The sequence below is a fragment of the Pseudomonas sp. MF06569 genome (assembly GCF_059862735.1).
In genome coordinates this window covers 380,232-405,109 of sequence record NZ_JCBCUZ010000001.1, presented here as the reverse complement: position 1 = coordinate 405,109, position 24,878 = coordinate 380,232, and the positions used below count along the sequence as shown (strand labels likewise).

Genomic DNA, 24,878 nt, shown 5'->3' with positions numbered 1-24,878 from the left:
CGGCTTCGGTATTGAAAGCGAAGGTCCTGCGGCAGCGGCTACGGGAGTGTGTGGGTTAAACCACAGCGTTATAAAACTGCTCGCTGGATTTCTGATCCCTGAGCGCATGCTCGATCACGGCCTGATGCACATCGTCCGCATGGTCTTCACCCGCCTCGGGCAAGATGCCCAGACGGCTGAACAGCTGCATGTCCTTGTCCGCCTGAGGGTTGGCCGTGGTCAGCAATTTGTCGCCGTAGAAAATCGAGTTGGCCCCGGCAAAGAACGCCAGTGCCTGCATTTGCTCGTTCATTGCCTCACGGCCCGCCGACAGGCGTACATGGCTGTGCGGCATCATGATCCGCGCCACCGCCAGCATGCGGATGAAGTCAAACGGGTCGATGTCTTCTGCGTTTTCCATCGGCGTGCCGGCCACTTTCACCAGCATGTTGATCGGCACCGACTCGGGGTGCTCAGGCAGATTGGCCAACTGGATCAGCAGGTTGGCGCGGTCGTCCAGCGACTCGCCCATGCCCAGAATCCCGCCGGAGCAGATTTTCATCCCGCTATCACGCACGTAACTCAAGGTTTGCAGGCGTTCGCTGTAAGTACGGGTGGTGATGATGCTGGTGTAGAACTCGGGCGAGGTGTCGAGGTTGTGGTTGTAGTAATCCAGACCTGCGTGGGCCAACGCTGCGGTTTGCTCCTGATCGAGCTTGCCCAGGGTCATGCAGGTTTCCAGCCCCATGGCCTTCACCCCTTTGACCATTTCCAGTACGTAGGGCATGTCTTTGGCCGACGGGTGCTTCCACGCGGCGCCCATGCAGAAACGGGTGGCGCCGATGGACTTGGCCCGCTGTGCTTCTTCCAGCACCTTCTGCACCTGCATCAACTTCTCTTTAGCCAGGCCAGTGTTGTAGTGGCCCGACTGCGGACAATATTTGCAATCTTCCGGGCAGGCGCCGGTCTTGATCGACAGCAGCGTCGAAACCTGTACCCGGTTGGCATTGAAGTGCTTGCGGTGAACGGTCTGCGCTTCGAAAAGCAGGTCATTGAAGGGCTGGGTGAACATCGCCCGGACTTCGGCTAAAGACCAATCATGTCGCACGTTGGCAAGGCTGCTGGCGCTCATCGGCGTTTCTCTTGTTTATGCTTTGACTAGAACCCGGGGGGAAAACCCACGGGCACGGCACGGATCTCGGCATGTTTAAGGATGTGACATGAACTGTCAACCACAATGGATAAAGATGGTTTACATCTGGTTATTAAATAACCAATTCTGTTTGTTGTGTGATGAGCGCTGCTGCACACCCCATGTCCTGTGTGTCGCCTGCGAACTGGAATTGCCCTGGCTGGTTGATCGCTGCAAGCGCTGCGCATTGCCATTACCGATGGCCGGGCTGGTATGCGCCCAATGCATCAAGCAGCCGCCAGCCTTTGAGCAAGTGCATGCACCCTGGGTGTACGGCTTTCCGATCGACAGTCTGATCATCCGCTTCAAACATCACAGCAAGTGGCCTTATGGACGACTTTTAGCCGAACTTCTCGGCCAATCGCTGCTCGATAGCTTCAACTCAGGCAGCCCGCGACCCGACTTCCTGCTACCGGTGCCCTTGTCCAGCAAACGTCTGCGCCAGCGCGGCTATAACCAGGCCGCGCTGCTCGCCCAGTGGCTAAGTGCTGCGCTGAACATCCCTCGACACGAGCACTGGCTGCTGCGTACCCAGGACACGGACGCGCAACAAGTCCTGGACGCCAAAAACCGCAAGCGCAACGTGTTACAAGCCTTCAGGCTGGCACCGGGCGTGCAGGTCACCGGGTTGCATCTGGCGCTGGTGGATGACGTGCTGACCACCGGCGCCACGGCGCAGAGCCTGGCCCGGCTGCTGGTCAAGGCCGGGGCCAGGCGAGTCGATGTGTATTGCCTGGCCCGCACGCCAAAACCCGACGGGCCTCCTTGACGCCACCCGGTTGAGCAGGCACTTTCCGGGCACGTCCTGCCTTGTGAATTCTCCGTCATGCACCTGCCCGCCCTCCTCGCCCAACACATGGTCCGTCGCCCGCAACGCATCGCGCTGCTGCAGCACATTGTTGACCAAGGCTCGATCACGGCCGCCGCCAAAAGCGCCGGTATCAGCTACAAAGCCGCGTGGGATGCCATTGATGAACTGAATAACCTGGCGCAAACCCCTCTGGTTGAGCGCAGCATTGGTGGCAAAGGGGGCGGCGGCGCTCGACTGTCCGTGGCCGGTGAGCGGGTGTTGCGGCTTTATCAGCGTTTGCAGGCGCTGCAAACCCAGGTGCTGGACGCCGCCGAAGACATTCAGGACCTCGACCTGCTGGGACGCCTGATGCTGCGCACCAGCGCCCGCAACCAGTTGCACGGCACCGTCACTGCCATCCACCGCCACGGCCATAACGATCTGGTTCAGCTGGAACTGCCCGGTGGCCTGACCCTTCACGCACAAATCACCCGCGACAGCACCCTGCGCCTGGAACTGGCAATCGGCAGCCAGGCAGTGGCGTTGATCAAGGCAGGCTGGCTGCAACTGCTCGATCCCGCATCCCCTTCCAACGCCGAGCACAATCACCTGCACGGACGCATCGAGCAGATCCTGCACACCGACAACGGCCCCAGCGAAGTCCGTATCACCCTGCCCAGCGGCCAGACCCTGTGTGCCCTGACCGAACCGCAACACCTCGAAACACTTGGGCTGACCGAGGGTAGCGAGGCCCAGGTGCACTTTGCGCCATCGCTGGTATTGCTGGGCACCGCGCTGTAAGTGCCGCCAGCTCCCGCATCCGCTCCTGACTGAAACATCTCTGTCATACCCGCTGCTTATGGTGTTTGCCAAAACCGTCAAGAGCCAAGCCAGCCATGAGCCTATTAGAAGAAAACCAATCCACCGACCTGGAGCAGATCATTGGCCTGAGTCGTCGCGGCTTTATCAGTGCCGGCGCCCTGTGCGGCGCAGCGATGTTTCTAGGCGGTGGCCTGCTCAGTCGCAGTGCCCTGGCAGCCGGTGTCAGCGCCGCCAACAGCAACCTGCTGGGCTTCGACAGCATCAATGCGGCCACCACTGACACCATCAGCCTGCCACCCGGCTATCGCTCCTCGGTGCTCATCAGTTGGGGGCAGCCGCTGCAAGCCGACGGCCCGGTGTTTGATCCTTCCGGCAACGGCACTGCCAGCGCCCAGGAAGTACAGTTTGGCGACAACAACGACGGCATGAGCCTGTTCGCCTTCGCGGATGATCCGAACCGCGCCCTGATGGCGATCAACAACGAATACACCAACTACCGCTACCTCTTCCCCCATGGCGGTTCACCTGTTTCTGCAGAAGAAGTGCACAAGGCCCAGGCCACTGAAGGCGTGTCGGTGATAGAGATCCAGCGCAAGGGCGACGGCTGGCAGTTTGTCCAGGGCTCTCCCTTCAACCGACGCATTCACGCCAACACACCCATTCGCCTGAGCGGCCCCGCTGCCGGTCATGAGTTGCTGCGCACCCAGGCCGACGCGACCGGCACCCGCGCACTGGGCACCTTCCAGAACTGCGCCAATGGCAAAACCCCGTGGGGCACCTACCTGACCTGCGAAGAAAACTTCACCGATTGCTTCGGCAGCTCCGAGCCGAAGCAAGCGTTCGATGCCGCGCAAAAGCGCTATGGCGTGGTCGCGGCCAGCAAAGACATCAACTGGCACCAGCACGACCCGCGCTTCGATATGGCCCTCAACCCCAACGAACTCAATCGCCACGGCTGGGTCGTTGAAATCGATCCGTTCGACCCGCTTTCAACACCGGTCAAACGCACCGCACTGGGCCGTTTCAAACACGAAAACGCCGCCCTGGCCGAAACCGGCGACGGCCGTGCCGTGGTGTACATGGGCGACGACGAGCGCGGCGAGTTCATCTACAAATTCATCAGCCGCGACAAGATCGACCACCAGAACCCCAAGGCCAATCGCGACCTGCTGGACCACGGCACGCTGTATGTGGCGCGCTTTGACGGTGGCGACAGCAACCCTGATCGCCCCAAGGGTCACGGCCAGTGGATTGAGCTGACCCACGGCAAAAACGGCGTTGATGCCGCGAACGGGTTTGCCAGCCAGGCCGACGTGTTGATCCATGCACGCATGGCCGCCAGCGCCGTCGGCGCCACCCGCATGGACCGCCCGGAATGGATCGTGGTCAGCCCCAAGGACGGCCAGGTCTATTGCACCCTGACCAACAACGTCAAGCGCGGCGAAGACGGGCAACCGGTCGGCGGCCCCAATCCCCGGGAGAAAAACGTCTACGGGCAGATCCTGCGCTGGAAAGCGCGCAATGCCGATCACGGCGCAGACACCTTCGACTGGGACCTGTTCGTCGTGGCGGGCAACCCGGCCGTTCACGGCAAACAACCCAAGGGCGGCTCCGCCAATATCAACCCGCAGAACATGTTCAACAGCCCCGACGGCCTGGGATTTGATGACGCAGGTCGCCTGTGGATCCTGACCGACGGTGATGCCAGCAACAGCGGCGACTTTGCAGGCATGGGCAACAACCAGATGCTGTGCGCCGACCCGGTCAGCGGTGAAATCCGCCGTTTCATGGTTGGCCCGGTGGGCTGCGAAGTCACCGGCATCAGCTTCTCGCCCGACCACAAAACCTTGTTCGTGGGCATTCAGCACCCTGGCGAGAACGGCGGTTCCACCTTCCCCGAGCACCTGCCCAACGGCAAACCGCGCTCATCGGTCATGGCCATCAGCCGGGAAGACGGCGGTATCGTCGGCGCGTAAAAGCTTGAACCCGCTTTTGTGGGAGCGGGCTTGCCCGCGACAGTGTCGACGCGGTTTGCCTGATACACCGCAGGGACTGCATCGCGAGCAAGCCCGCTCCCACAGGCCGGTGCATTAACCTGCCCTTCCATACCCCGGTCTGCGCTAACATGCATGGCCGGACGCGGCAGCCTGCTGCGCGCAGGAGTCAGCATGTCTCATCCGTTTGCAACACTTACCCCTGATCTGGTGCTCGACGCCGTCGAGAGCATCGGTTTCCTGAGCGACGCCCGCGTGCTCGCGCTCAACAGCTACGAAAATCGCGTGTACCAGGTAGGTATCGAAGACTCGGAACCGCTGATCGCCAAATTCTATCGCCCGCAGCGCTGGACCAACGAAGCCATCCTCGAAGAACATCGCTTCACCTTCGAACTGGCCGAGCTTGATGTCCCGGTGGTCGCACCGATGATTCACAACGGTGAAAGCCTGTTCGAACACGCAGGTTTCCGCTTCACCCTGTTTCCACGCCGAGGTGGCCGCGCGCCAGAACCGGGCAATCTCGACCAGCTGTATCGCCTCGGGCAACTGCTCGGTCGCCTGCATGCCGTAGGCGCGACCAAGCCGTTCGAGCACCGCGAAGCACTGGGGGTGAAAAACTTCGGTCACGACTCGCTGACCACCCTGCTTGAAGGCAACTTCATTCCACGCAGCCTGCTCCCGGCCTACGAGTCTGTCGCCCGTGACCTGCTCAAGCGGGTCGAAGACGTCTACGCCGCCACCCCACACACCAACATCCGCATGCACGGCGATTGCCACCCCGGCAACATGATGTGCCGCGACGAAGTGTTCCATATCGTCGACCTCGACGATTGCCGCATGGGCCCTGCTGTGCAGGACCTGTGGATGATGCTGGCCGGGGATCGCCAGGAATGCCTGGGCCAGCTGTCAGAGCTGATGGACGGCTACAGCGAGTTCCATGACTTCAACCCCCGCGAACTGGCGCTGATCGAGCCGCTGCGCGCCTTGCGCCTGATGCACTACAGCGCCTGGCTGGCTCGGCGCTGGGACGACCCGGCCTTCCCCCACAGCTTCCCGTGGTTTGGCAGCGAGCGTTATTGGGGCGACCAGATCCTGGCATTGCGCGAGCAGCTTTCGGCATTGAATGAAGAGCCGCTGAAGCTGTTTTAAGAAAGCCGGGTGAACACTGTAGTCGCTGCCGAAGGCTGCGAAGGGTTGCGAAGCAACCCGTTTTCCCGGGAGCGCCGGCCACCCCTCGCAGCCTTCGGCAGCGACTACAGAAAACGTCCCGCCTCACACAGGACACGCCTGCAAAACCTGCTTACACTCACAGCTTCTTCCGTGTCTGTTAGTTGCCTAAGCAAGGATTCTGCATGCAAGCCGCAAACCCGCGTCGCGGGTATATTTTAGGCCTCACGGCCTATGTCATCTGGGGCCTTTTCCCGCTCTACTTCAAACTGCTGGCCAGCGTTCCGGCTGCCGAAATCATCGTGAACCGGGTGCTCTGGTCCGCGTTGTTCGGTTCACTGTTGCTACTGGTGTGGAAACACCCCGGCTGGTGGCAGGAACTACGCGACAACCCCAAGCGCATTGGCGTTTTGACCTTCAGCGGCCTGCTGATTGCCGCCAACTGGCTGACGTATGTGTGGGCCGTGAACAACGACCGTATGCTCGAAGCCAGCCTGGGGTACTACATCAACCCACTGGTCAACGTATTGCTCGGTATGTTGTTGCTGGGGGAACGCCTGCGCCGCCTGCAGTGGATTGCAGTGGGCCTGGCCGTTGTCGGTGTGGCACAACAGGTATGGCAAGTGGGCAGCCTGCCCTGGGTGTCCCTGGCGCTGGCACTGAGCTTTGGCTTTTACGGGCTGATCCGCAAACAGGCCCCGGTCAAGGCATTGCCGGGGCTCGTGGTCGAAACATGGATTCTGGTCCCGGTGGCCATCGTCTGGTTGCTGCTGCACCCCGAGGCCAACAGCGCCCATGCCGACTTCTGGAGCACCTCAGAGGCCTGGTTGCTGGTCGCCGCAGGCCCGGCCACGCTGATACCCCTGGTGTGTTTCAACGCCGCCGCACGGCATCTGCCCTACACAACCCTGGGCTTTATGCAGTACATCGCGCCGACGCTGGTCTTGATTCTGGCGGTATCGGTTTACGGCGAACACTTGTCCGAAAGCACCTTGATCGCCTTTGCATTTATCTGGGCCGGCCTGGTGGTGTACAGCCTCGATGCCTGGTTCAGCCTGCGCAAGCGCAGCTGAACCGACGACATTACTCCTCGGTGCTGAACTTCAAATCCACCAGCAGTTCATCCGCCAGGGTTTCCAGACGTTTTTGCAGCACATCCAGGGACAAGGTCAGGGGCACCGCCAAAATGGCCTCGGCATGAAACAGCGGCTCGTTGCTCATTGGCGCGGGCCGCACGTCTGTCACCAGCCGCTCCAGGCTCACGCCCTGCTCCGTCAGCACCCGGGTGATGTCGCGCACAATGCCGGGGCGGTCGTTGCCCACCAGTTCCATGGCGATGGGCTTCCAGGTGCAGGACTGCTCGATGCCGCTTTCGGCAATCAACACCCGAATCCCTTCCTTGCCCAGATGCTGCAACGCATCGACCAGCTCATCGTGAGCTTCGGCGGGCACACCCACGCGCAGGATTCCGGCAAATTGCCCGGCCATGCGCGACATTCGACTCTCCAGCCAGTTACCGCCATGCTCGGCGATGCATTGAGCAATGCGCTCGACCTGCCCGGCCTTGTCCTGGGCAAACACCGTAATCACAAGATGGTTCATGGCGGGGGTCTCTCTTATTAGGGGGTCGAGTGAGTATAGGCACTCCCGCAAAAGGGATTCAAAATCACAAATTGTGTACTGTTTTTATAATTATCTGGAACAACCTGCATGTTTCTTGAGAACATCCTGTTCTTCTGTGTGACCGATAGCGTAAAAACGGTCGCAGAACGACGTGATTGGTCTGATTTTCACATCTGCAATTGATCATGTAGTATGCCTCGGCGACCACTACATAACTTGCAACATGGTCCGCCAAGGTGTCTGCTGTACCCCGTCCAACCCCGCCAGCATGAGCCACGCGGTGTTTTAAGAAGCGCTCCAGGCTTTAAATAAAAATGAGTGAGGCAAGCAATGACTGAACACGTTCACGTCGGTGGCCTGCAGGTCGCCAAAGTCCTGTTCGACTTCGTAAACAACGAAGCTATCCCCGGTACCGGCCTCACCGCCGATCAGTTCTGGGCCGGTGCCGACAAGGTCATCAATGACCTGGCACCCAAGAACAAAGCACTGCTCGCCAAACGCGATGATTTGCAGGCGCGGATCGACGCCTGGCACCAGGCTCAGGCCGGCAAGGCCCATGACGCCGTGGCTTATAAAGCCTTCCTCCAGGATATTGGGTATCTGCAGCCAGAAGCCGCAGATTTCCAGGCAACAACGCAAAACGTCGATGACGAAATCGCCCGCATGGCAGGCCCGCAATTAGTCGTGCCGGTCATGAATGCGCGCTTTGCCCTCAATGCTTCGAACGCCCGCTGGGGCTCGCTGTACGACGCGCTGTACGGCACCGATGCCATCAGCGAAGCAGATGGCGCCACCAAGGGTCGCGGCTACAACAAGGTTCGCGGCGACAAGGTCATCGCCTTCGCCCGCGCCTTTCTCGACGAAGCCGCGCCTCTGGCCAGCGGCACTCACGTTGACTCCACCGGCTACGCCATCGTTGACGGCGCCTTGAAGGTCACCCTCAAGGGCGGCGCCAGCACCGGCCTGCGCGACACCGCGCAACTGATCGGCTACCACGGCTCAGCCGCGGCGCCGACCGCCGTGCTGCTCAAGCACAACGGCCTGCACTTCGAAATCCAGATCGATGCCGCAAGCCCTGTCGGCCAGACCGATGCCGCAGGCGTCAAAGACGTGCTGATGGAAGCGGCCCTGACCACCATCATGGACTGCGAAGACTCGGTTGCCGCCGTTGATGCCGATGACAAGGTGGTGATCTACCGCAACTGGCTGGGCCTGATGAAAGGCGACCTCAGCGAACAGGTGTCCAAGGGCGGCGAAACCTTCACCCGCACCATGAACCCGGACCGCGAGTACACCGCGCCAAATGGCGGCACCGTCAGCCTGCACGGCCGCTCGCTGTTGTTCGTACGCAACGTGGGTCACCTGATGACCATCGATGCGATCCTCGACAAGGACGGCAACGAAGTACCCGAAGGCATCCTCGACGGCCTGCTGACCAGCCTGGCCGCGATCCACAGCCTCAACGGCAAGGCCACGCGCAGCAACAGCCGCACCGGTTCGGTCTACATCGTCAAACCGAAGATGCACGGCGCTGAAGAAGCCGCGTTCACCAACGAGCTGTTCGGCCGTATCGAAGACGTACTCAAGTTGCCACGCAACACGCTCAAAGTCGGGATCATGGACGAAGAGCGGCGCACCACGATCAACCTCAAGGCGTGCATCAAGGCTGCCAGCGAGCGCGTGGTGTTCATCAACACCGGTTTCCTGGACCGCACTGGCGATGAGATTCATACCTCGATGGAAGCCGGGCCGATGGTGCGCAAGGCCGACATGAAAGCCGAGAAGTGGATTTCGGCCTACGAAAACAACAACGTCGATGTCGGCTTGAGCACTGGCCTGCAAGGCCGTGCGCAAATTGGCAAAGGCATGTGGGCCATGCCCGACCTGATGGCCGCGATGCTGGAGCAGAAAATCGCTCACCCGCTGGCCGGTGCCAACACCGCCTGGGTGCCATCGCCGACCGCCGCCGCCTTGCACGCGCTGCACTACCACAAGGTTGACGTGTTCGCCCGTCAGGCCGAACTGGCCAAGCGCGCCCCTGCGTCGGTGGACGATATCCTAACCATCCCGCTGGCAGTGAACCCCCAGTGGACGCCGGAACAGATCCAGAACGAACTGGACAACAACTCCCAGGGCATCCTGGGCTACGTGGTGCGCTGGATCGACCAGGGCGTAGGTTGTTCGAAGGTGCCGGATATCAACGACATCGGCCTGATGGAAGACCGTGCCACGCTGCGTATTTCCAGCCAGCACATCGCCAACTGGCTGCGTCATGGCATCGTCAGCGAAACCCAGGTCCTGGAAAGCCTCAAGCGCATGGCGCCTGTGGTCGATCGTCAAAACGCCAACGACGCGCTGTACCGTCCGCTGGCACCGAACTTCGACAGCAACATCGCCTTCCAGGCGGCCATCGAACTGGTGATCGAAGGCACCAAGCAGCCAAACGGCTACACCGAGCCGGTACTGCACCGTCGTCGTCGCGAGTTCAAGGCCAAAAACGGCCTGTAACCCGTCACGATAAAAAAGCCCCGAACATTCGGGGCTTTTTTTATGGCCTTGACCCACCTTCCCGCAGCAACCCCTAGATCCCCAGCTCCTGGCGGATCAGCTTGAGCAACTTGGCGGTATCAATCGGCTTGAGCAGAAAGTCCACCACATGCAGATGCATGGCATCGATGGCATCGCGCACACTCGCATCCCCCGACATGATGATAATCGGCAAGGTGGCCTGATCCGACTCGCGGACTTTGCGAATCAAGTGCAAGCCATCGTGGGGCAGCATGCGTAAATCGGTGATCATCAGATTAATCGGCTTGTCCGATGCCAACAGCGCCAGCGCCTGCTCTTCATTGCTGGCCGTGAGGCTTTCGATTGCATTGAGTTCCAGAAGCTCCGCCAACAACTCCCGCGCCACTGGATCGTCCTCAACAATCAACACACATGACGAAGCCGAAGCAGGGGTCAGCATGACCTCTTTCAAGGCCTCACGTTCGGCGTCAGTCAAAATGTCGTGCTCAGTCATACGCTTCTCTAAAGCAAACTTACAGGCGAAATATCCTAACAGCGTAGTCGGTTATCCCTGACCATTTGCCAATGTGCACTTAGCCATTCGCATTTCCAAGCCTTGCAGTACAAATAACGTACAAAAACCTGTTCGCCTTTTTGAAAGCCGTCTCAGAACCCTGGCCCCATAGACTTACGTCCAATGGGCACCCGCGTGCAGACCGCCGAGCATGAGGGATAGAAGTACGCCATGGGGCGAAGCCCTGTCCGGTCATAACAACAACGGTTAACCACCAACAACGCGGTATCAGTAATGAGCAAATCGGATGCGTTTCTCCAGGCAGGGAAAACCGCGGTGCTACAGAACATTCACGGCACCATGCAGTTTTTGCAGCGATTCCCGCCCTTTAACCAAATGGAAAACACTCACCTGGCGTATCTGGTCGAGCAGTGCCAACTGCGCTTCTATGCCCCCGGCGAAAGCATCATCCGACCGACCGACGGCCCGGTGGAACACTTCTATATCGTCAAGCAGGGCCGTGTGGTGGGCGAACGCACCCACGTGGGCCGCGAAGAAGCCCAGACCACCTTCGAGATCACCGCTGGCGAGTGCTTCCCGCTTGCCGCCTTGCTGGGCGAGCGCGCCACCCGCACTGAACACCGCGCCGCCGAAGACACGTTTTGCCTGCAACTGAACAAACTCGCATTTATCAAACTGTTTGGCCTGTCCGACGAGTTCCGCGACTTTGCCCTACGTGGCGTCAGCAGCCTGCTCGACAAGGTCAATCAGCAGGTTCAGCAAAAAGCGGCTGAAACCCTGGGCACCCAATACTCGCTCAATACCCGCCTGGGCGAACTGGCCATGCGCCACCCTGTGACCTGTGCGCCCACCGTCGCGCTGCGCGAAGCCGTACGGCTGATGCACGAACAGCAAGTGGGCAGCATTGTGATCGTCGACGAACACAAATCGCCCCTGGGGATTTTCACCCTGCGCGACCTGCGTCAGGTGGTGGCCAATGGCATTGAGGATTTTGCGCAAGCCATCGAACTGCACATGACACCCGACCCGTTCTACCTGAGCCCGGATAACAGCGCCTTCGACGCCGCCATCGCCATGACCGAACGGCACATTGCCCACGTGTGCCTGGTCAAGGACCAGCGCCTGTGTGGCGTGGTGTCCGAACGCGATCTGTTCTCTCTGCAACGGGTCGATCTGGTCCATCTGGCGCGCACCATCCGCCACGCACCACGGCTGGACACCCTGATCAACCTGCGCGGTGAAATCGGCCAACTGGTGGAGCGCATGCTGGCCCACGGTGCGTCCTCCACGCAGATCACCCACATCATCACCCAGCTCAACGACCACACCGTATGCCGGGTAATCGAACTGGTGCTGGCTGACAAGGGCGACCCCGGCGTACCGTTTACCTGGCTGTGTTTTGGCAGTGAAGGCCGACGCGAGCAAACCCTGCACACCGACCAGGACAACGGCATTCTGTTCGAGGCCAGGGATGACACCCAGGCCGCCGAGATTCGCCAGCGCCTGCTACCCATCGCCCAGCAGATCAACCAGCACCTGGCCGCCTGCGGCTTCACCCTGTGCAAAGGCAACATCATGGCCGGCAACCCCGACCTGTGCCTGTCACGCGCCGAGTGGGCCCGCCGATTTGCCGCCTTTATCCGCGAAGCCACCCCTGAAAACCTGCTGGCCTCCACCATTTATTTCGACCTGCGGGTGGTCTGGGGCGATGAGCAGGGCTGTGAGCAACTGCGCCGCGGCATGCTTGGACAGGTCGCCGACAACCGTCTGTTCCAGCGCATGATGGCCGACAACGCACTGCGTCATCGCCCGCCCGTGGGGCGCTTTCGTGAGTTTGTGCTGGAACGCAAAGGCGGCGACAAGGCCACCCTCGACCTCAAGATTCAGGGCCTCACGCCTTTCGTTGACGGCGCGCGCTTGCTGGCGCTGGCCAACGGGGTCGAAGCCAGCAACACCCTGGAACGTCTGCGCCAGCTGGTCGCCCTGCACGTGATCGAGCCACTGGACGGGGCCGCCTATGAAGAGGCCTATCACTTCATCCAGCAAACCCGCATGCAGCAGCACCAGCTGCAAACCCGGGAAAACCGTGCGTACTCCAACCGCGTCGACCCTGACAGCCTCAACCAGCTGGACCGACGCATCCTGCGTGAAGCCCTGCGCCAGGCCCAGCGCCTGCAAAGCAGCCTGGCCCTGCGGTATCAGCTATGAGCCTGCTGTCATGGTTGTTGCCACGCAAAAAACCGGTGCTCAGCCTTGAGCAGCATCAGCGCCTGCTGCGACTGCCGCCCGCCTGCGGGTTGAGCGAGACACCCATGCGCACGCAACGCTGGGTGGTGGTCGATCTGGAAACCACCGGCCTGAACCTCAATCGCGACCAAGTGCTGTCGATCGGTGCGGTGGTCATTGAGGACGGCGCCATCGACTTCAGCCAGGGGTTTGAACGCACCCTGCTGCGCCCCGACAACCCCTTGAGCCCCAGCATGTTGCTCCATGAGCTGGGGCCTGCCGCCATTGCCGCAGGCAGCGACCCGGTCGATGCCCTGCTCGACTTCATGGATTTTGTGGGCGACAGCCCGGTGCTGGCGTTCCATGCGCCGTTTGACCAGCACATGCTCGCCCGTGCCCTCAAGGACAGCCTGGGCTACCGCTTGCAGCATCCATTTCTGGATGTGGCGGCACTGGCGCCCATGCTTTGCCCCCAGGTGAATCTGCGCGAAGCCGGACTTGATCAATGGATCAACCACTTCAACCTGCAGGTCGAAGACCGCCACAACGCCAGCGCAGATGCCCTGGCCACCGCCGAACTGGCGTTGATCCTGTTCAGCCGTGCCCGCACCCAAGGCATCGACACCCCCCAGGCCCTGCAACAGCGGCTGAACCAGTGGCAACGGCGCAAGCAGATGCACGGTTTTTAATCTGTGGAAGCGGGCTTGCTCGCGATTCAGACAACCCGGTCCATAAGACACACCGCAGCGATTTCATCGCGAGCAAGCCCGCTCCCACAAAAAATGGTTTTTAACCCTCCCGGTCTGCCATCCGATGAGCGTCAATTGCGTAGGACCATTCCCTCTGACACAATCGCGAATAATTATCGTTAGTTAAAACTTGCCGTCGGTGATGTCTTTGTCGTCAGTCCAAAACCCACACAGTGAGCTGGTTGGAGCGCTTTATCGCGACCATCGCGGCTGGCTGCTGGCGTGGTTGCGGCGTAACGTGGCCTGCCCGCAGCGGGCCGAAGACCTGAGTCAGGACACGTTTGTGCGCCTGCTCGGCCGCCCAGGACTGCAAGCCCCCCGCGAACCACGGGCATTGCTGGCGGCCATCGCCAAGGGCCTGCTGTTCGACTATTTTCGCCGCGCGGCACTGGAGCAGGCCTGGCTCAACGAGCTGATGCTGATCCCCGAGGCCGAACACCCCTCACCCGAAGCCCAGCACCTGATCCTTGAAGACCTCAGGGCCATCGATCGCCTGCTGGGCAAGCTGTCGAGCAAGTCCCGTGCAGCCTTCCTTCACAGCCGTCTGGATGGCCTGACCCACGCTGAAATCGCCGAACGCCTTGGCGTGTCTGTGCCCCGCGTACGCCAGTATCTGGCCCAGGGCATCCGCCAGTGCTATATCGCCTTGTATGGCGAACCGACATGAGCCAGGCCAACACCAACCCGGTCTCCTCCCAGGTACTGGACGCCGCCATCGCCTGGCAGTTGTGCCTGGATTGCGGCAGCGGCAGTGCCGTTGAGCAGGCCGAATTTGCCAAGTGGTACAGCGCCAGCGAAGAACACGCCCGCGCGTGGCTGCAACTGGGCATGCTCGATCAGCGCTTCAGCACCACCAGCATCCCGGCGCGCAACGCCTTGCTCAATGCCCGCAACGGCGTACAGGGGCAGGTGCGCAAAATCGGCAGTGGCCTGGCCAGTATCGCGCTGGTATGTGGGCTGGCCTTGTTCGCCGGTAAAAACTACCTGCCCATTGACTACTGGATGGCCGACCAGCGCACCGCCACCGGCGAACAACGCCAGTTGCGCCTGGCCGATGGCACGCTGCTCAACCTCAACACCCACAGCGCAGTCGATGTGCAGTTTGATGAAACGACCCGACGCATCATCCTGCAGGAAGGCGAGATCATGGTTGAGACCGGCCATGGCGACCCTCGACCGTTTATCGTGCAAACCCGCGACGGCAGCCTGCGCGCACTGGGCACACGGTTCATGGTCAAGCGCGAAGACGACGGCACGCGCCTGAGCGTGCTGCAATCGCGAGTCGAAGCACACCCAGTGAACAGCGCAGACCACATCATCTATAGCGAAGGCCAGCAGGTCCTGATGCGCCGCGACCGCCTGGGCCAGATGCTTACCCTCAGCCCGGGGGCAGACGCCTGGACGCGGGGCATGCTGGTGCTGGACAACGTGCGCCTGGCCGACATGGTCAACGAACTCAGTCGCTACCACGTCGGCCATCTGGGCGTAGGCCCCGAAGTCGCCGACCTGCGCATCACCGGCAGCTTTCCACTGAACAACATCGAACGGTCGCTCAATGCCTTGCTGCCGACCTTGCCAGTGCGTATCGAGCAACGTACCCCGTGGTGGATCACCGTCAGCGCCAAGCCGTCGGCGAACTGAATCTAAATTATTTTCAATCAGCCCTATCACTTTTCAACTCTCATCCGGCAGATAGGCATCAGAAACATTTCCATTCAGGAACCCGCCGAATGTCCCGCTCCCTCGACACGTTGTTGCGCCCCAGCCTGTTAGCCATCGCCATCGCCCTCTGCGCCCCGTTGACCAGTACCGTTCTGGTTGCTGGCGAGCAGGCATCGTCTGCGCGCAGCTACAACCTGCCCGCCGGACCCTTGGCGGCCACCCTGAACCAGATCGCCAGCCAGGCCGGCATCACCCTGGCCATCGACTCGTCCTTGCTGGCGGGCAAAACTTCAGCGCCGGTCAAAGGTACGTTCGAGGCCACGACTGCCTTGCGTGAGGCGTTGCAGGGGAGCGGGTTGCAGCTGGTGCCGGGCACTGCTGGCAGCTTCACACTGATCGAAATCCCCCAGGGTGCGTTGGCCCTGGAGGCAACGACTATCTCTGGCCAGGGCAATTACGAAAGCGCCTGGGGCCCGGTTGATGGCTACCTGGCCCAGCGCACAGCGTCGGGCACCAAAACCGATACCTCTTTGGCAGAAGCTCCGCGCTCCATCTCCGTTGCCACACGCAGCCAGATGCAGGACAGGGCAGTGCAGAACCTGGATGACGCGGTGCGCTATATGCCCGGCGTTACGGCCAGCAGTTACGGCAGCGACAGCCGCTCGGAGTGGCTGAAGGTACGTGGTTTTGAACCGACCCAGTTTCTGGACGGCCTGCCGCTGCCCAAGGGTTCCTACACCATGCCCAAGCTGGAAACCTGGGACCTGGAGCGCGTAGCCCTGCTCCGTGGCCCGGCATCATCGGTTTACGGCCAGACACCTGCTGGCGGCTTGCTGGACATGGTCAGCCGTCGCCCGCAAGACACCCCAAGCCATGAAGTGCAGGTACAAGTCGGCAGCTACCAGCGCAAGCAGATCAGCTTCGACAGCACCGGCCCGATTGATGATGAAGGGCAATTCTTGTATCGAGTCAGCGGCGTGGTACGCGACAGCAACACCGCGATCGATCATAACGAAGACAAACGCTACAACATCGCGCCCAGCCTGACCTGGAACATCAACGAAGACACCAAGCTGACGTTCCTCAGCCAGTTCAATCGTGACGACACCGGCATCACCAGCCAGTTTTTGCCGATCCAGGGCACCAAAGTGGACTCACCAGCGGGCAAGGTGAAGTTTCACGAGAACCTGGGTGATCCAAAGTGGGAGTTCTACGACAAAACCTACTACGCACTCGGCTACGCCTTTGAGCACCGTTTTGATGATGTGTGGCAGTTCCGCCAGAACCTGCGCTACACCAAAAGTGATCTGTCCTTCCAGGGCATCACGGCAGGCGGTTATTACGGTTCGGTTGCCGACGACGGCACTCTGCAGCGCGGCGCCAACATCGTGAACGAGGACATCAGTCAATTCGCCGTGGATAACAACTTCCAGGCGGACTTCAACACCGGCACCCTCAAGCACACCGTACTGATCGGACTCGACCACCAGCGCGTCAACACCAACTACAAATGGCAATACGGCGCTGCCCCGGCCAGCAACATAATCAACCCGATCTACGGGCAAGACTTCAGCAACGTTCAATACACCGCCTATAACGACTACAACCAGAAAACCCGTGATACCGGCCTCTACCTGCAAGACCAGATGGCGCTGGATAACTGGCGTTTGACCCTGGGCGGACGCCAGGACTGGCTGCACACCGACACCACGTTCTACAACGAAAACAACGCTCGCGACAAACGTGACGACAGCGCCTTCACCGGCAATGCCGCGCTGAGCTATGTGTTCGATTCAGGCTTCACACCTTACGTTTCCTATGCCGAATCGTTCCAGGCCGAGCCGGGTGGCTTTGGCGGCAAGGCCTTCAAACCCGGCACAGGCAAGCAATACGAAGTGGGTCTCAAGTACCAGCCACCCGGCACCGAGATGCTGTTCACGGCAGCCGTGTATGACCTGACCCGCAAAAACATTGTGCTTAGCGATACCCTGGGTGTCAGCCGACCACTGGGTGAAGCCAACGTACGCGGTGTAGAACTGGAGGCCGTGGGCAACGTCAACGACAACCTGAAGCTGACAGCCGCCTACACCTACGCCAACACCAAAATGACCAAGGTGTCGGACCCGCTGGACAAGAACCGTCCACTGCCACTGACGCCTGAACATCAGGCGTCCATCTGGGCTGACTACACCTGGCACAAAGGCGTGCTGGATGGCTTCGGCGTGGGCTTTGGCGCTCGCTACATTGGTGAAACCGACAACATTGCGATCGGCAGCATGGCCTATGTGCCGGATGCTTCCTACGGGCACACCGATGCTTACACCGTCTACGACGCAGCCGTGCATTACGACCTCTCCAAGGTCAGTAAAACGCTCAAGGGTGCCACGGTCTCGGTTAACGCCAACAACGTATTCGACAAGGAATACCTGTCGACCTGCGACGGTTTCTACTGCTACTACGGCGATCGCCGCAACGTAATGGCCAGCGTCAACTACAAGTGGTAACCCGCCAAGGGACACCTGACTCCTGTGGGAACGGGCTTGCCCGCTCCCACAGGGGGTTTACGCATTCAGGATTTTCATGAAAAGCAAAACCATCCGCCGCTGGTCCTTTATCCACACCTGGACCAGCCTGATTTGCACCGCGTTTTTGCTGATGCTGGCTCTGACCGGTTTGCCGTTGATTTTTCACCATGAAATCGACCACCTGCTGGGCGATGCGCCGCAGGTCAAGGAACTGCCCGCCGACACCCCGACGCTCGACCTGCAACAACTGGTACGCGCCGCCGAAGCTCATCGGCCTGGCGAGGTCATGCAGTACTTCGGCTGGGAAGAAGACGAACCCAATGCCGTCCTCACGATCATGGCGGCCACCGCGGGCACCGAGCCCAACTCGTCCCACACCTTTATGCTCGATGCGCGCACCGGCGAGGCCATAGAGGTTCCGTCAGCCAATGGCGGGATCATGATGGTCATGCTGCGCCTTCACGTAGACATGTTCGCCGGGCTGCCCGGCAAGCTGCTGCTGGCCTTCATGGGGCTGCTGTTTGTGCTGGCGATCATCTCCGGCACGGTGCTGTATCTGCCCTTCATGCGCCGCCACGAATTCGCGACGGTGCGCACCGACAAGTCCACCCGCTTGCGCTGGCTCGACCTGCACAACCTGCTGGGTGCCGTGACCCTGACCTGGGCTCTCGTGGTGGGCGTGACCGGCGTGATCAGCGCCTGCACCGACCTGATCATCGCCGCCTGGCGCAATGACAGCCTCAGCGCCATGATCGAACCCTACCGCGAGGCCCCGCCCCTGACCCATCTCGCCCCGGCCAGCCAGTTGCTGGAGATCGCCGCAAAAGCCGCGCCCGACATGCGCCCGGACTTTATCGCCTTCCCCGGCACACGCTTCTCCAGCGAACACCATTACGCCGTGTTCATGAAAGGCAACACGCACCTGACCTCACACCTGCTGACACCAGTATTGATCGATGCCAGCACCCTGGCCGTCACTGCAGTGGCCGGACGGCCGTGGTACATGGATGCGATGGGCATGTCCCAGCCGCTGCACTTTGGCGACTACGGCGGCATGCCGATGAAAGTCCTCTGGGCAGCCCTCGACCTGCTGACCATCGTGGTGCTCGCCAGCGGCTTGTACCTGTGGTGGGTGCGTCGACGTGCGGCCAGGGAGAACGCTCGATGAGGCCGCGTCAGTCGAACTTCTGGAAGGTGTTTTCCATCCCGCTGGCCATTGGGCTTGTGAGCGTGACCGGATTGTTCAGCGCGCTACTGGGTGACGGCGCGTGGGACATCTTGAGCTGGATCGGGCTGGGGATCCCGGTGTGGATCAGTGTGCGCGGTTTGCTCAAGCGCTGAGCAGGTGGGAGCTGGCTTGCCTGCGATGCAATCGACTCGGTCTTGCTGTTAAAGCGAGTCGATACCATCGCGAGCAAGCCCGCTCCCACCTAAATCAGCAATCGGGCTTGTCTGCCGTGTAACGACGGGCCGGGTTCACCGCGGCACCAAACTCGCGCAGCGCCTTGGCGCCAATCAGCAACGGATAGTTGAAGCTGCTGCGATCGGTGAGATTGACCTCCACGGTGCGCTTGACGTTACCCAGGCACATCTCCAGGTCGACCACCGGGCGCTTGGCGCTTTCGGGGACTTCTTTCTCATCATCTTCATCGGCGCGGCTCTTGATTTTGCTGATGCGCGCCACTTTATGCTCGTACACCTTGCTGCTCGCGCCTTCGGTCGCCAGCTGGAAGCGGACCCACTCGTCACCATCACGGGTAAAGGTCTGAATGTTCTTGGCCGACAGCGACGCCGTCAGGGCCCCGGTGTCCATCTTGGCTTTAAGGGTTTCACCAATTTCCGGCAACTTGATGTATTCGTAACGCCCGTACAGGGTCGGCTCGGCCGCCATCACCGGCAACGCCAATACAGACAGCAACACAAAAACAGACCTCATACGGGCACTTCCTTTTAAAGAGAATACGGTGTGAAAGTTGCCAGCCTTAAACGCCCCAGGCGCTGCCCAGCTTGCTCAGCAGCGAAGTGCTGACGTTCTGGCCCTTGAAGTACTCCAGCAATACCGGGGCAAACTTGGCAACCATGCCGTCCTGCATGCCCAGGGCTGTGAATGCACTGTTCAGCTGGTCGGTGTTGGCCACGTTGCTGACGGCGCTGGTCGCGGTCTCGGACACGCCACTGGATTTTCCCAGCAAACCGCCCAACTGGCTCAACTGGCCCAGTGCACCGGCACCAGCCAGTTTGTTGACGCCCGGCACTTGCTGGGTCAGTTCGGAATAGTCGCTGGAGGTCAGCTGGTTTTTCGCCAGGCTCAACATCGCGCCGATACCGCCCGCCGCCTGCTCAGGCTTTACACCCAGCTCGTTGACTTTGGTCAGCATTTGCACCGCTTGCGCCGACTTGTCGGTGGTCGCGCCATTGCCGTTGGCACCCTGCACTTGCGCCGCCACGTTGGCCACGTCGCTCAGGCTGAAACCTGCAAACACCGGGCTCGCTGCCACGGTCATCAATGTTGCCAGTGCCACGCCGCTCAACTTATTCATCGCTTCAACCTCTAGAACCAAAAAACCGCCTGCAATAGAGACGGTAAAACTATGTCTATGACCCAAAACCCCAGCAGATGTTCCCAGGTGCCACTATCGGATCAAACGGGCCGCAATCTTAATTGAAAACCGCTGCATCCGCTGTGCCCTTGCCTGCGTATACAGGACACAGAGGTGCCACATGATTGGAACAACCACACAGCCTGAACTAACCTCAACCGACGACTGGTCTGATGCCCTGACTGTGTTTGACGGGAGAGTGGCTATTTTAAATACCGATGCCGATGACCTTGCAACGCTCTTGGCCCAATGTTCACTGGGCAATCGCCGCGCCTTCGAAACCCTCTACCGCACCGTGGCGCCGCGCCTGCACAGCGTGGCACTGCGCTGCATGGGCCGCAGCGACCTGGCGCAAGACGTGGTACAGGAAAGCTTTGTGCGCATCTGGCACAACGCCTCCCGTTATGAAGCCCACTTGTCGGCCCCCCTGACCTGGATGATCACCATCACTCGCAACCTGGCCATCGACCAGCTGCGCAAACATCGCGAACTGCCCTTGAGTGACCTGCAGCAAGACGCCTTGGCCGATGAGAGCCCCAGCGCCCATGAGCAACTGGACAGCGCCCGGGCGGCCAGCGCCCTTGGCCATTGTCTTGAACGACTGGAAGGCATGCAGCGCCAGAGCATCACCATCGCCTATTTTCAGGGGCTGAGTGCCAGCGAACTGGCGCACACCCTTGATGCACCGCTGGGGTCGGTCAAATCCTGGATCCGCCGGGGCATGGAGCGACTGCGCAGGTGCCTTGAGTCATGAACTATCAAACCCCTGAACGGCGCCGTGCGCTGGCCGCCGATTACGCCATCGGCCTGATGCCGCCCACCGCCCGCAAACGTTTCGAAAACCTGCTGCTGGACGATGCCAACCTGCGTCTCGAGCTGGCCCACTGGCAGAACCACCTCACCCAACTGACCGAGCCCCTGATCGAGCAACCTGTGCCCGAGCACGTGTGGCACGCCATCGTGGCGCGCATTGAACCGCAAACACTCCATGTACCGCCAAAGCGTGCGTTCTGGAACTGGCTGCGGTTGGGTGCGGTTGCCTGTTCGTTGCTGGTCGCCTTGGCCGTGGGCCTGCTCTACAACCACGACAGCGTCCAGTACAAGGCAACCCTGCTCAGCGGCACCGCTCAGCCCGGCCTGAGGATCGAGGCCCACGCCGATTACCTGAAGGTTCGACCGCTTGAGCTGAGCGCGGTAGAGGCAGGACGCAGTCTGGAATTGTGGGCGATTCCGGTTGAGGGCAAACCGGTGTCCCTGGGGCTGATCCCCGCGGATGGCGATGGTCGGATAGCCCTGAGCCAGAGCCAGCGGCAATTGATCAGGGTCCCGGTGGTACTGGCGGTGAGTCTTGAGCCGCAGGGCGGCTCACCAACCGGGCAGCCAACCGGCCCCGTGTTGTATCAGGGGCCGCTGGCGACACTGTAAACCAACCTGTAGTCGCTGCCGCAGGCTGCGATAAGGGCCGCAGGCCCTTCAAGGCAGGATCGCTGCGCAATCCATCGCAGCCTGCGGCAGCGACTACACAGTCAGTTGTGGCTTTTAAGCCTTGCTGAACATCCGGTGCGGATCGATCACAAACTTCTTCGGCACACCGGCATCGAACTCGCCATAGCCCCGTGGTGCCTCGTCCAGGCTGATCACCTCAACGCCCACGATATCCGCGATCTTGATCCGGTCCCACATGATGGCCTGCATCAGTTGGCGGTTGTATTTCATGACCGGCGTTTGCCCGGTATGGAAGCTGTGGGATTTGGCCCAGCCCAGACCAAAGCGGATGCTCAGGCTGCCCATTTTCGCGGCCGCATCGACAGCACCCGGATCTTCGGTGACGTACAGCCCCGGAATACCGATTTTGCCCGCCACCCGCACCACGCCCATCAGTGAGTTGAGCACCGTCGCCGGCGCCTCGTGTTTCACCCCGTCATGCCCGTGACCCCGGGCTTCAAAGCCCACGGCATCGACGGCGCAATCCACTTCCGGCTCGCCCAGCAGCTCGGCAATCTGTTCGTGCAATGGCGCGTCTTTGGACAGGTCGGCAATTTCAAACCCCTGTGCCTTGGCGTGGGCCAGGCGAATCGGGTTCACGTCACCCACGATCACTACCGCAGCGCCCAGCAAACGCGCCGAAGCCGCCGCGGCCAGACCTACGGGGCCGGCGCCTGCGATATACACCGTACTGCCAGGGCCAACTCCTGCGGTGACAGCACCGTGATAGCCGGTGGGCAGGATGTCGGAGAGGCACGTCAGGTCACGAATCTTTTCCATCGACGCGTCACGATAAGGCAGCTTGAGCAGGTTGAAATCGGCATAAGGCACCAATACATATTCAGCCTGACCGCCGACCCAATCGCCCATGTCCACATACCCATAGGCACCGCCGGGACGGGCCGGGTTGACGGTCAGACAGACGCCGGTGTTTTGCTCCTTGCAACTGCGGCAACGCCCGCACGCCACGTTGAACGGCACCGATACCAGGTCGCCGACTTTCAGATGCTCCACATCGCGCCCGGCCTCGATCACCTCGCCGGTGATCTCATGGCCCAGCACCAGCCCGGTTTGAGCCGTGGTACGGCCACGCACCATATGCTGATCCGAGCCACAGATGTTGGTCGATACCACACGCAGAATCACGCCGTGGTGGATGGGCTTGCCTTGAGGGTTTTGCATCTTCGGGAAAGGAATGCTTTGCACTTCAACCTGGCCATTGCCCAGGTACACCACACCGCGATTGTCAGCCATCGTATTCACCCTTGTTGTTATTGGAGAGATTACTTGCTGCAGCCAGCTTAGAACGTGCCGCGCCCCTACAGCACCACCGTACGACCTCCATTTAGGAAAACGCGCCGCTCTATGTGATAGCCCACACCGCGAGCCAGCGTCTGGGCCTCGATGTCGCGGCCCTTGGCGATCAGGTCTTCGGGGTAGTGGCTGTGGTCGACCACTTCCACGCCCTGGGCAATGATCGGGCCTTCGTCCAGGTCGTTATTGATGTAGTGCGCCGTAGCGCCCACCAGCTTGACGCCCTTTTCGTAGGCCTGGTGGTAGGGCTTGGCGCCCTTGAAACCGGGCAGCAGGGAGTGGTGAATATTGATCGCCTTGCCGTCGAGCTTGCGACACAGCTCAGGAGACAGCACTTGCATGTAACGGGCGAGGATCACCAGTTCGGCGCCAGTGTCTTCGATCACCTGCCACACCTTTGCTTCTTGCGCCGGTTTGTTGAGCGGGTCCAGAGCGAAGTGGTGGTAAGGGATGCCGTGCCAGCTTGCCAGCGGCTCCAGGTCGGGGTGATTGGACACCACGGCCACCACGTCCATCGACAACTGGCCGATGCGCTGGCGATAGAGCAGGTCGTTGAGGCAGTGATCGGCCTTGGACACCATGATCAGCACTTTGGGCCGGTGATGGGGTGGCGTCAGTTCGAACGTCATGCCGAACGCCTGGCCACGCTCGGCCAGGCCTGCGCGAAAGGCGTGCTCGTCAAACCCGTCGGGCTGACGAAACTCCACGCGAATAAAGAATCGCGCCGAGCGCTGATCGTCGAAGGAATGGTGTTCGGTGACGTAGCAACTGTGCTCGAACAGATAACGCGTGACCGCATCCACCGTGCCCAGCAGGCTCGGGCAGTCCGCGGTGAGAATCCAGGTATCGGGCGCGCGGCTCATGGGGTGCTCCTTGATGGGTATTGGAACGCACACGACCTGTGTGGGAGCGGGCTTGCTCGCGATGCAAACAACACGGTACATCCGGATGACCGTGGTGCTGCAATCGCGAACAAGCCCGCTCCCACAGAGGCGCAGGCAGGATCATATTTACGCTTCGACGTTCAGCCCGTACTCCGCTGCTGCATCCTGCAACCATAACCACCAGTAGTCCGAAAAGCTGCGGCGGATCAGCAGCTCCCATGTGTCTTCAGCCGTGTGGCGAATCACCAGCTGCGACTTGGCGAATACGGTACCCACCGCCTTGCCCACCGGGAAGTTGTCCGGATGGACGTCATAGCTGGTGGACTTCATCAGCACTTCGCGCACCTTTGGCCCGCTCAGCTCCAGCAGTTGTTGCCCGCCGCTGACGTTGACCACCGAGATATGCAGCCCGGCCAGTGCTGCGCGCAACGCTTGCTCCACGGCGAATTCCTGGCCACCGGGTACGATCAGCAACCACTCATCCGGCCCCATCCATTGCAACGATGTCTCGTCTTTGGCCACCAGGCTCAGGGCCACCGGCAATTCCAGGCCCAGGGCCTTGTGCACGCCTTCGGCAAAGGCCGGGTCTTTAGCGTCGCCGCGAAGGGTCAAATGGCCCAGCAGTTTTTTCTCGCGCACGGTCACGCCAGGGTTTTTGCGGCCCTTGCCGATCAGGCCCGCGAGATTGGCCTGGTGTAACGATGACTCGGCTTTGGCGCCCGAGTCCGGGCGCTGTTGGTATACGTTGGCTGTGGTCATGGGTCACCCGCTCAATTCTGTGTAGTTTGGTCTGCCGTCATCGCGGGCAAGCCCGCTGCCACAG

General features: G+C 60.8%; 23 protein-coding genes. 15 read left to right on the top strand and 8 right to left on the bottom strand.

Annotated features, from left to right (window positions below):
• Nucleotides 1–55 precede the first annotated feature (55 nt).
• Entirely contained in the window at nt 56–1,111 is a 1,056-nt protein-coding gene (bioB, locus tag AC19YQ_RS01955) for a biotin synthase BioB (protein ID WP_500594467.1), read from the bottom strand.
• Nucleotides 1,112–1,199: 88 nt separating this feature from the next.
• On the opposite strand from bioB, the gene AC19YQ_RS01950 reads away from it, so the two are divergent.
• From AC19YQ_RS01950 to rarD, 5 genes are all read left to right on the top strand, one after another.
• Nucleotides 1,200–1,940: a ComFC family protein gene (locus AC19YQ_RS01950; RefSeq protein WP_500594466.1), complete on the top strand. Its 741-nt coding sequence runs from the start codon at nt 1,200–1,202 to the stop codon at nt 1,938–1,940.
• A gap of 57 nt (nt 1,941–1,997) precedes the next feature.
• Complete coding sequence (locus AC19YQ_RS01945) at nt 1,998–2,762, top strand: TOBE domain-containing protein (RefSeq protein ID WP_500594465.1); 765 nt, start codon at nt 1,998–2,000, stop codon at nt 2,760–2,762.
• A gap of 95 nt (nt 2,763–2,857) precedes the next feature.
• Nucleotides 2,858–4,759 (top strand): PhoX family protein, encoded by a 1,902-nt coding sequence (locus AC19YQ_RS01940; protein ID WP_500594464.1) that lies wholly within the window; start codon nt 2,858–2,860, stop codon nt 4,757–4,759.
• A 192-nt stretch (nt 4,760–4,951) separates the two neighbouring features.
• Nucleotides 4,952–5,926, top strand: coding sequence for a serine/threonine protein kinase (locus AC19YQ_RS01935; RefSeq protein ID WP_048352320.1), 975 nt, complete (start codon nt 4,952–4,954; stop codon nt 5,924–5,926).
• 203 nt (nt 5,927–6,129) lie between these two features.
• Complete coding sequence (gene rarD, locus AC19YQ_RS01930) at nt 6,130–7,017, top strand: EamA family transporter RarD (RefSeq protein WP_133075269.1); 888 nt, start codon at nt 6,130–6,132, stop codon at nt 7,015–7,017.
• Between the two features lie 10 nt (nt 7,018–7,027).
• On the opposite strand, the gene AC19YQ_RS01925 is transcribed toward rarD, so the two are convergent.
• Complete coding sequence (locus tag AC19YQ_RS01925; RefSeq protein WP_019823006.1) at nt 7,028–7,546, bottom strand: glycine cleavage system transcriptional repressor; 519 nt, start codon at nt 7,544–7,546, stop codon at nt 7,028–7,030.
• Between the two features lie 351 nt (nt 7,547–7,897).
• Between AC19YQ_RS01925 and AC19YQ_RS01920 the strand changes: the two genes are divergently transcribed.
• Nucleotides 7,898–10,075 (top strand): malate synthase G, encoded by a 2,178-nt coding sequence (locus AC19YQ_RS01920; RefSeq protein ID WP_500594463.1) that lies wholly within the window; start codon nt 7,898–7,900, stop codon nt 10,073–10,075.
• 73 nt (nt 10,076–10,148) lie between these two features.
• Here the strand turns inward: AC19YQ_RS01920 and AC19YQ_RS01915 are convergent, their stop codons facing one another.
• A complete protein-coding gene (locus tag AC19YQ_RS01915) occupies nt 10,149–10,589 on the bottom strand; it encodes a response regulator (RefSeq protein WP_133075267.1) in 441 nt (146 codons plus the stop codon).
• A gap of 294 nt (nt 10,590–10,883) precedes the next feature.
• On the opposite strand from AC19YQ_RS01915, the gene AC19YQ_RS01910 reads away from it, so the two are divergent.
• From AC19YQ_RS01910 to AC19YQ_RS01880, 7 genes are all read left to right on the top strand, one after another.
• Nucleotides 10,884–12,818 carry a putative nucleotidyltransferase substrate binding domain-containing protein gene (locus AC19YQ_RS01910; RefSeq protein ID WP_500594462.1) on the top strand — a complete coding sequence of 645 codons (1,935 nt, stop codon included), beginning with the start codon at nt 10,884–10,886 and terminating at the stop codon, nt 12,816–12,818.
• Nucleotides 12,815–13,525: a 3'-5' exonuclease gene (locus AC19YQ_RS01905; protein ID WP_339477927.1), complete on the top strand. Its 711-nt coding sequence runs from the start codon at nt 12,815–12,817 to the stop codon at nt 13,523–13,525. The genes AC19YQ_RS01910 and AC19YQ_RS01905 overlap by 4 nt, the downstream gene beginning before the upstream one ends.
• Before the next feature lie 202 nt (nt 13,526–13,727).
• Complete coding sequence (locus tag AC19YQ_RS01900) at nt 13,728–14,252, top strand: RNA polymerase sigma factor (protein WP_326398592.1); 525 nt, start codon at nt 13,728–13,730, stop codon at nt 14,250–14,252.
• A complete protein-coding gene (locus tag AC19YQ_RS01895) occupies nt 14,249–15,226 on the top strand; it encodes a FecR family protein (RefSeq protein ID WP_500594461.1) in 978 nt (325 codons plus the stop codon). The genes AC19YQ_RS01900 and AC19YQ_RS01895 overlap by 4 nt, the downstream gene beginning before the upstream one ends.
• A gap of 89 nt (nt 15,227–15,315) precedes the next feature.
• On the top strand, nt 15,316–17,751 hold the full coding sequence (locus tag AC19YQ_RS01890) for a TonB-dependent siderophore receptor (protein ID WP_219262849.1): 2,436 nt from the start codon (nt 15,316–15,318) through the stop codon (nt 17,749–17,751).
• A 76-nt stretch (nt 17,752–17,827) separates the two neighbouring features.
• Entirely contained in the window at nt 17,828–18,940 is a 1,113-nt protein-coding gene (locus AC19YQ_RS01885) for a PepSY-associated TM helix domain-containing protein (protein ID WP_500594460.1), read from the top strand.
• Nucleotides 18,937–19,113: a hypothetical protein gene (locus AC19YQ_RS01880; protein WP_219262847.1), complete on the top strand. Its 177-nt coding sequence runs from the start codon at nt 18,937–18,939 to the stop codon at nt 19,111–19,113. Before AC19YQ_RS01885 ends, AC19YQ_RS01880 begins: the two co-directional genes overlap by 4 nt.
• Nucleotides 19,114–19,207: 94 nt before the next feature.
• On the opposite strand, the gene rloA2 is transcribed toward AC19YQ_RS01880, so the two are convergent.
• Both rloA2 and AC19YQ_RS01870 read right to left on the bottom strand, forming a co-directional pair.
• Complete coding sequence (gene rloA2, locus AC19YQ_RS01875; RefSeq protein WP_133075259.1) at nt 19,208–19,708, bottom strand: retropepsin-like aspartic peptidase RloA2; 501 nt, start codon at nt 19,706–19,708, stop codon at nt 19,208–19,210.
• Between the two features lie 46 nt (nt 19,709–19,754).
• Nucleotides 19,755–20,312 (bottom strand): DUF2780 domain-containing protein, encoded by a 558-nt coding sequence (locus AC19YQ_RS01870; protein ID WP_133075258.1) that lies wholly within the window; start codon nt 20,310–20,312, stop codon nt 19,755–19,757.
• A gap of 181 nt (nt 20,313–20,493) precedes the next feature.
• Between AC19YQ_RS01870 and AC19YQ_RS01865 the strand changes: the two genes are divergently transcribed.
• Both AC19YQ_RS01865 and AC19YQ_RS01860 read left to right on the top strand, forming a co-directional pair.
• Entirely contained in the window at nt 20,494–21,126 is a 633-nt protein-coding gene (locus AC19YQ_RS01865) for a sigma-70 family RNA polymerase sigma factor (protein WP_500594459.1), read from the top strand.
• On the top strand, nt 21,123–21,797 hold the full coding sequence (locus AC19YQ_RS01860; RefSeq protein ID WP_500594458.1) for an anti-sigma factor: 675 nt from the start codon (nt 21,123–21,125) through the stop codon (nt 21,795–21,797). The genes AC19YQ_RS01865 and AC19YQ_RS01860 overlap by 4 nt, the downstream gene beginning before the upstream one ends.
• Before the next feature lie 114 nt (nt 21,798–21,911).
• Here the strand turns inward: AC19YQ_RS01860 and fdhA are convergent, their stop codons facing one another.
• The 3 genes from fdhA to AC19YQ_RS01845 all read right to left on the bottom strand — a co-directional run bounded on the left by fdhA (nt 21,912) and on the right by AC19YQ_RS01845 (nt 24,814).
• Nucleotides 21,912–23,111 (bottom strand): formaldehyde dehydrogenase, glutathione-independent, encoded by a 1,200-nt coding sequence (gene fdhA, locus AC19YQ_RS01855; protein ID WP_500594457.1) that lies wholly within the window; start codon nt 23,109–23,111, stop codon nt 21,912–21,914.
• A gap of 65 nt (nt 23,112–23,176) precedes the next feature.
• On the bottom strand, nt 23,177–24,034 hold the full coding sequence (gene purU, locus AC19YQ_RS01850) for a formyltetrahydrofolate deformylase (protein ID WP_500594456.1): 858 nt from the start codon (nt 24,032–24,034) through the stop codon (nt 23,177–23,179).
• A gap of 147 nt (nt 24,035–24,181) precedes the next feature.
• On the bottom strand, nt 24,182–24,814 hold the full coding sequence (locus AC19YQ_RS01845; RefSeq protein ID WP_133075252.1) for a sarcosine oxidase subunit gamma: 633 nt from the start codon (nt 24,812–24,814) through the stop codon (nt 24,182–24,184).
• Nucleotides 24,815–24,878 lie beyond the last annotated feature (64 nt).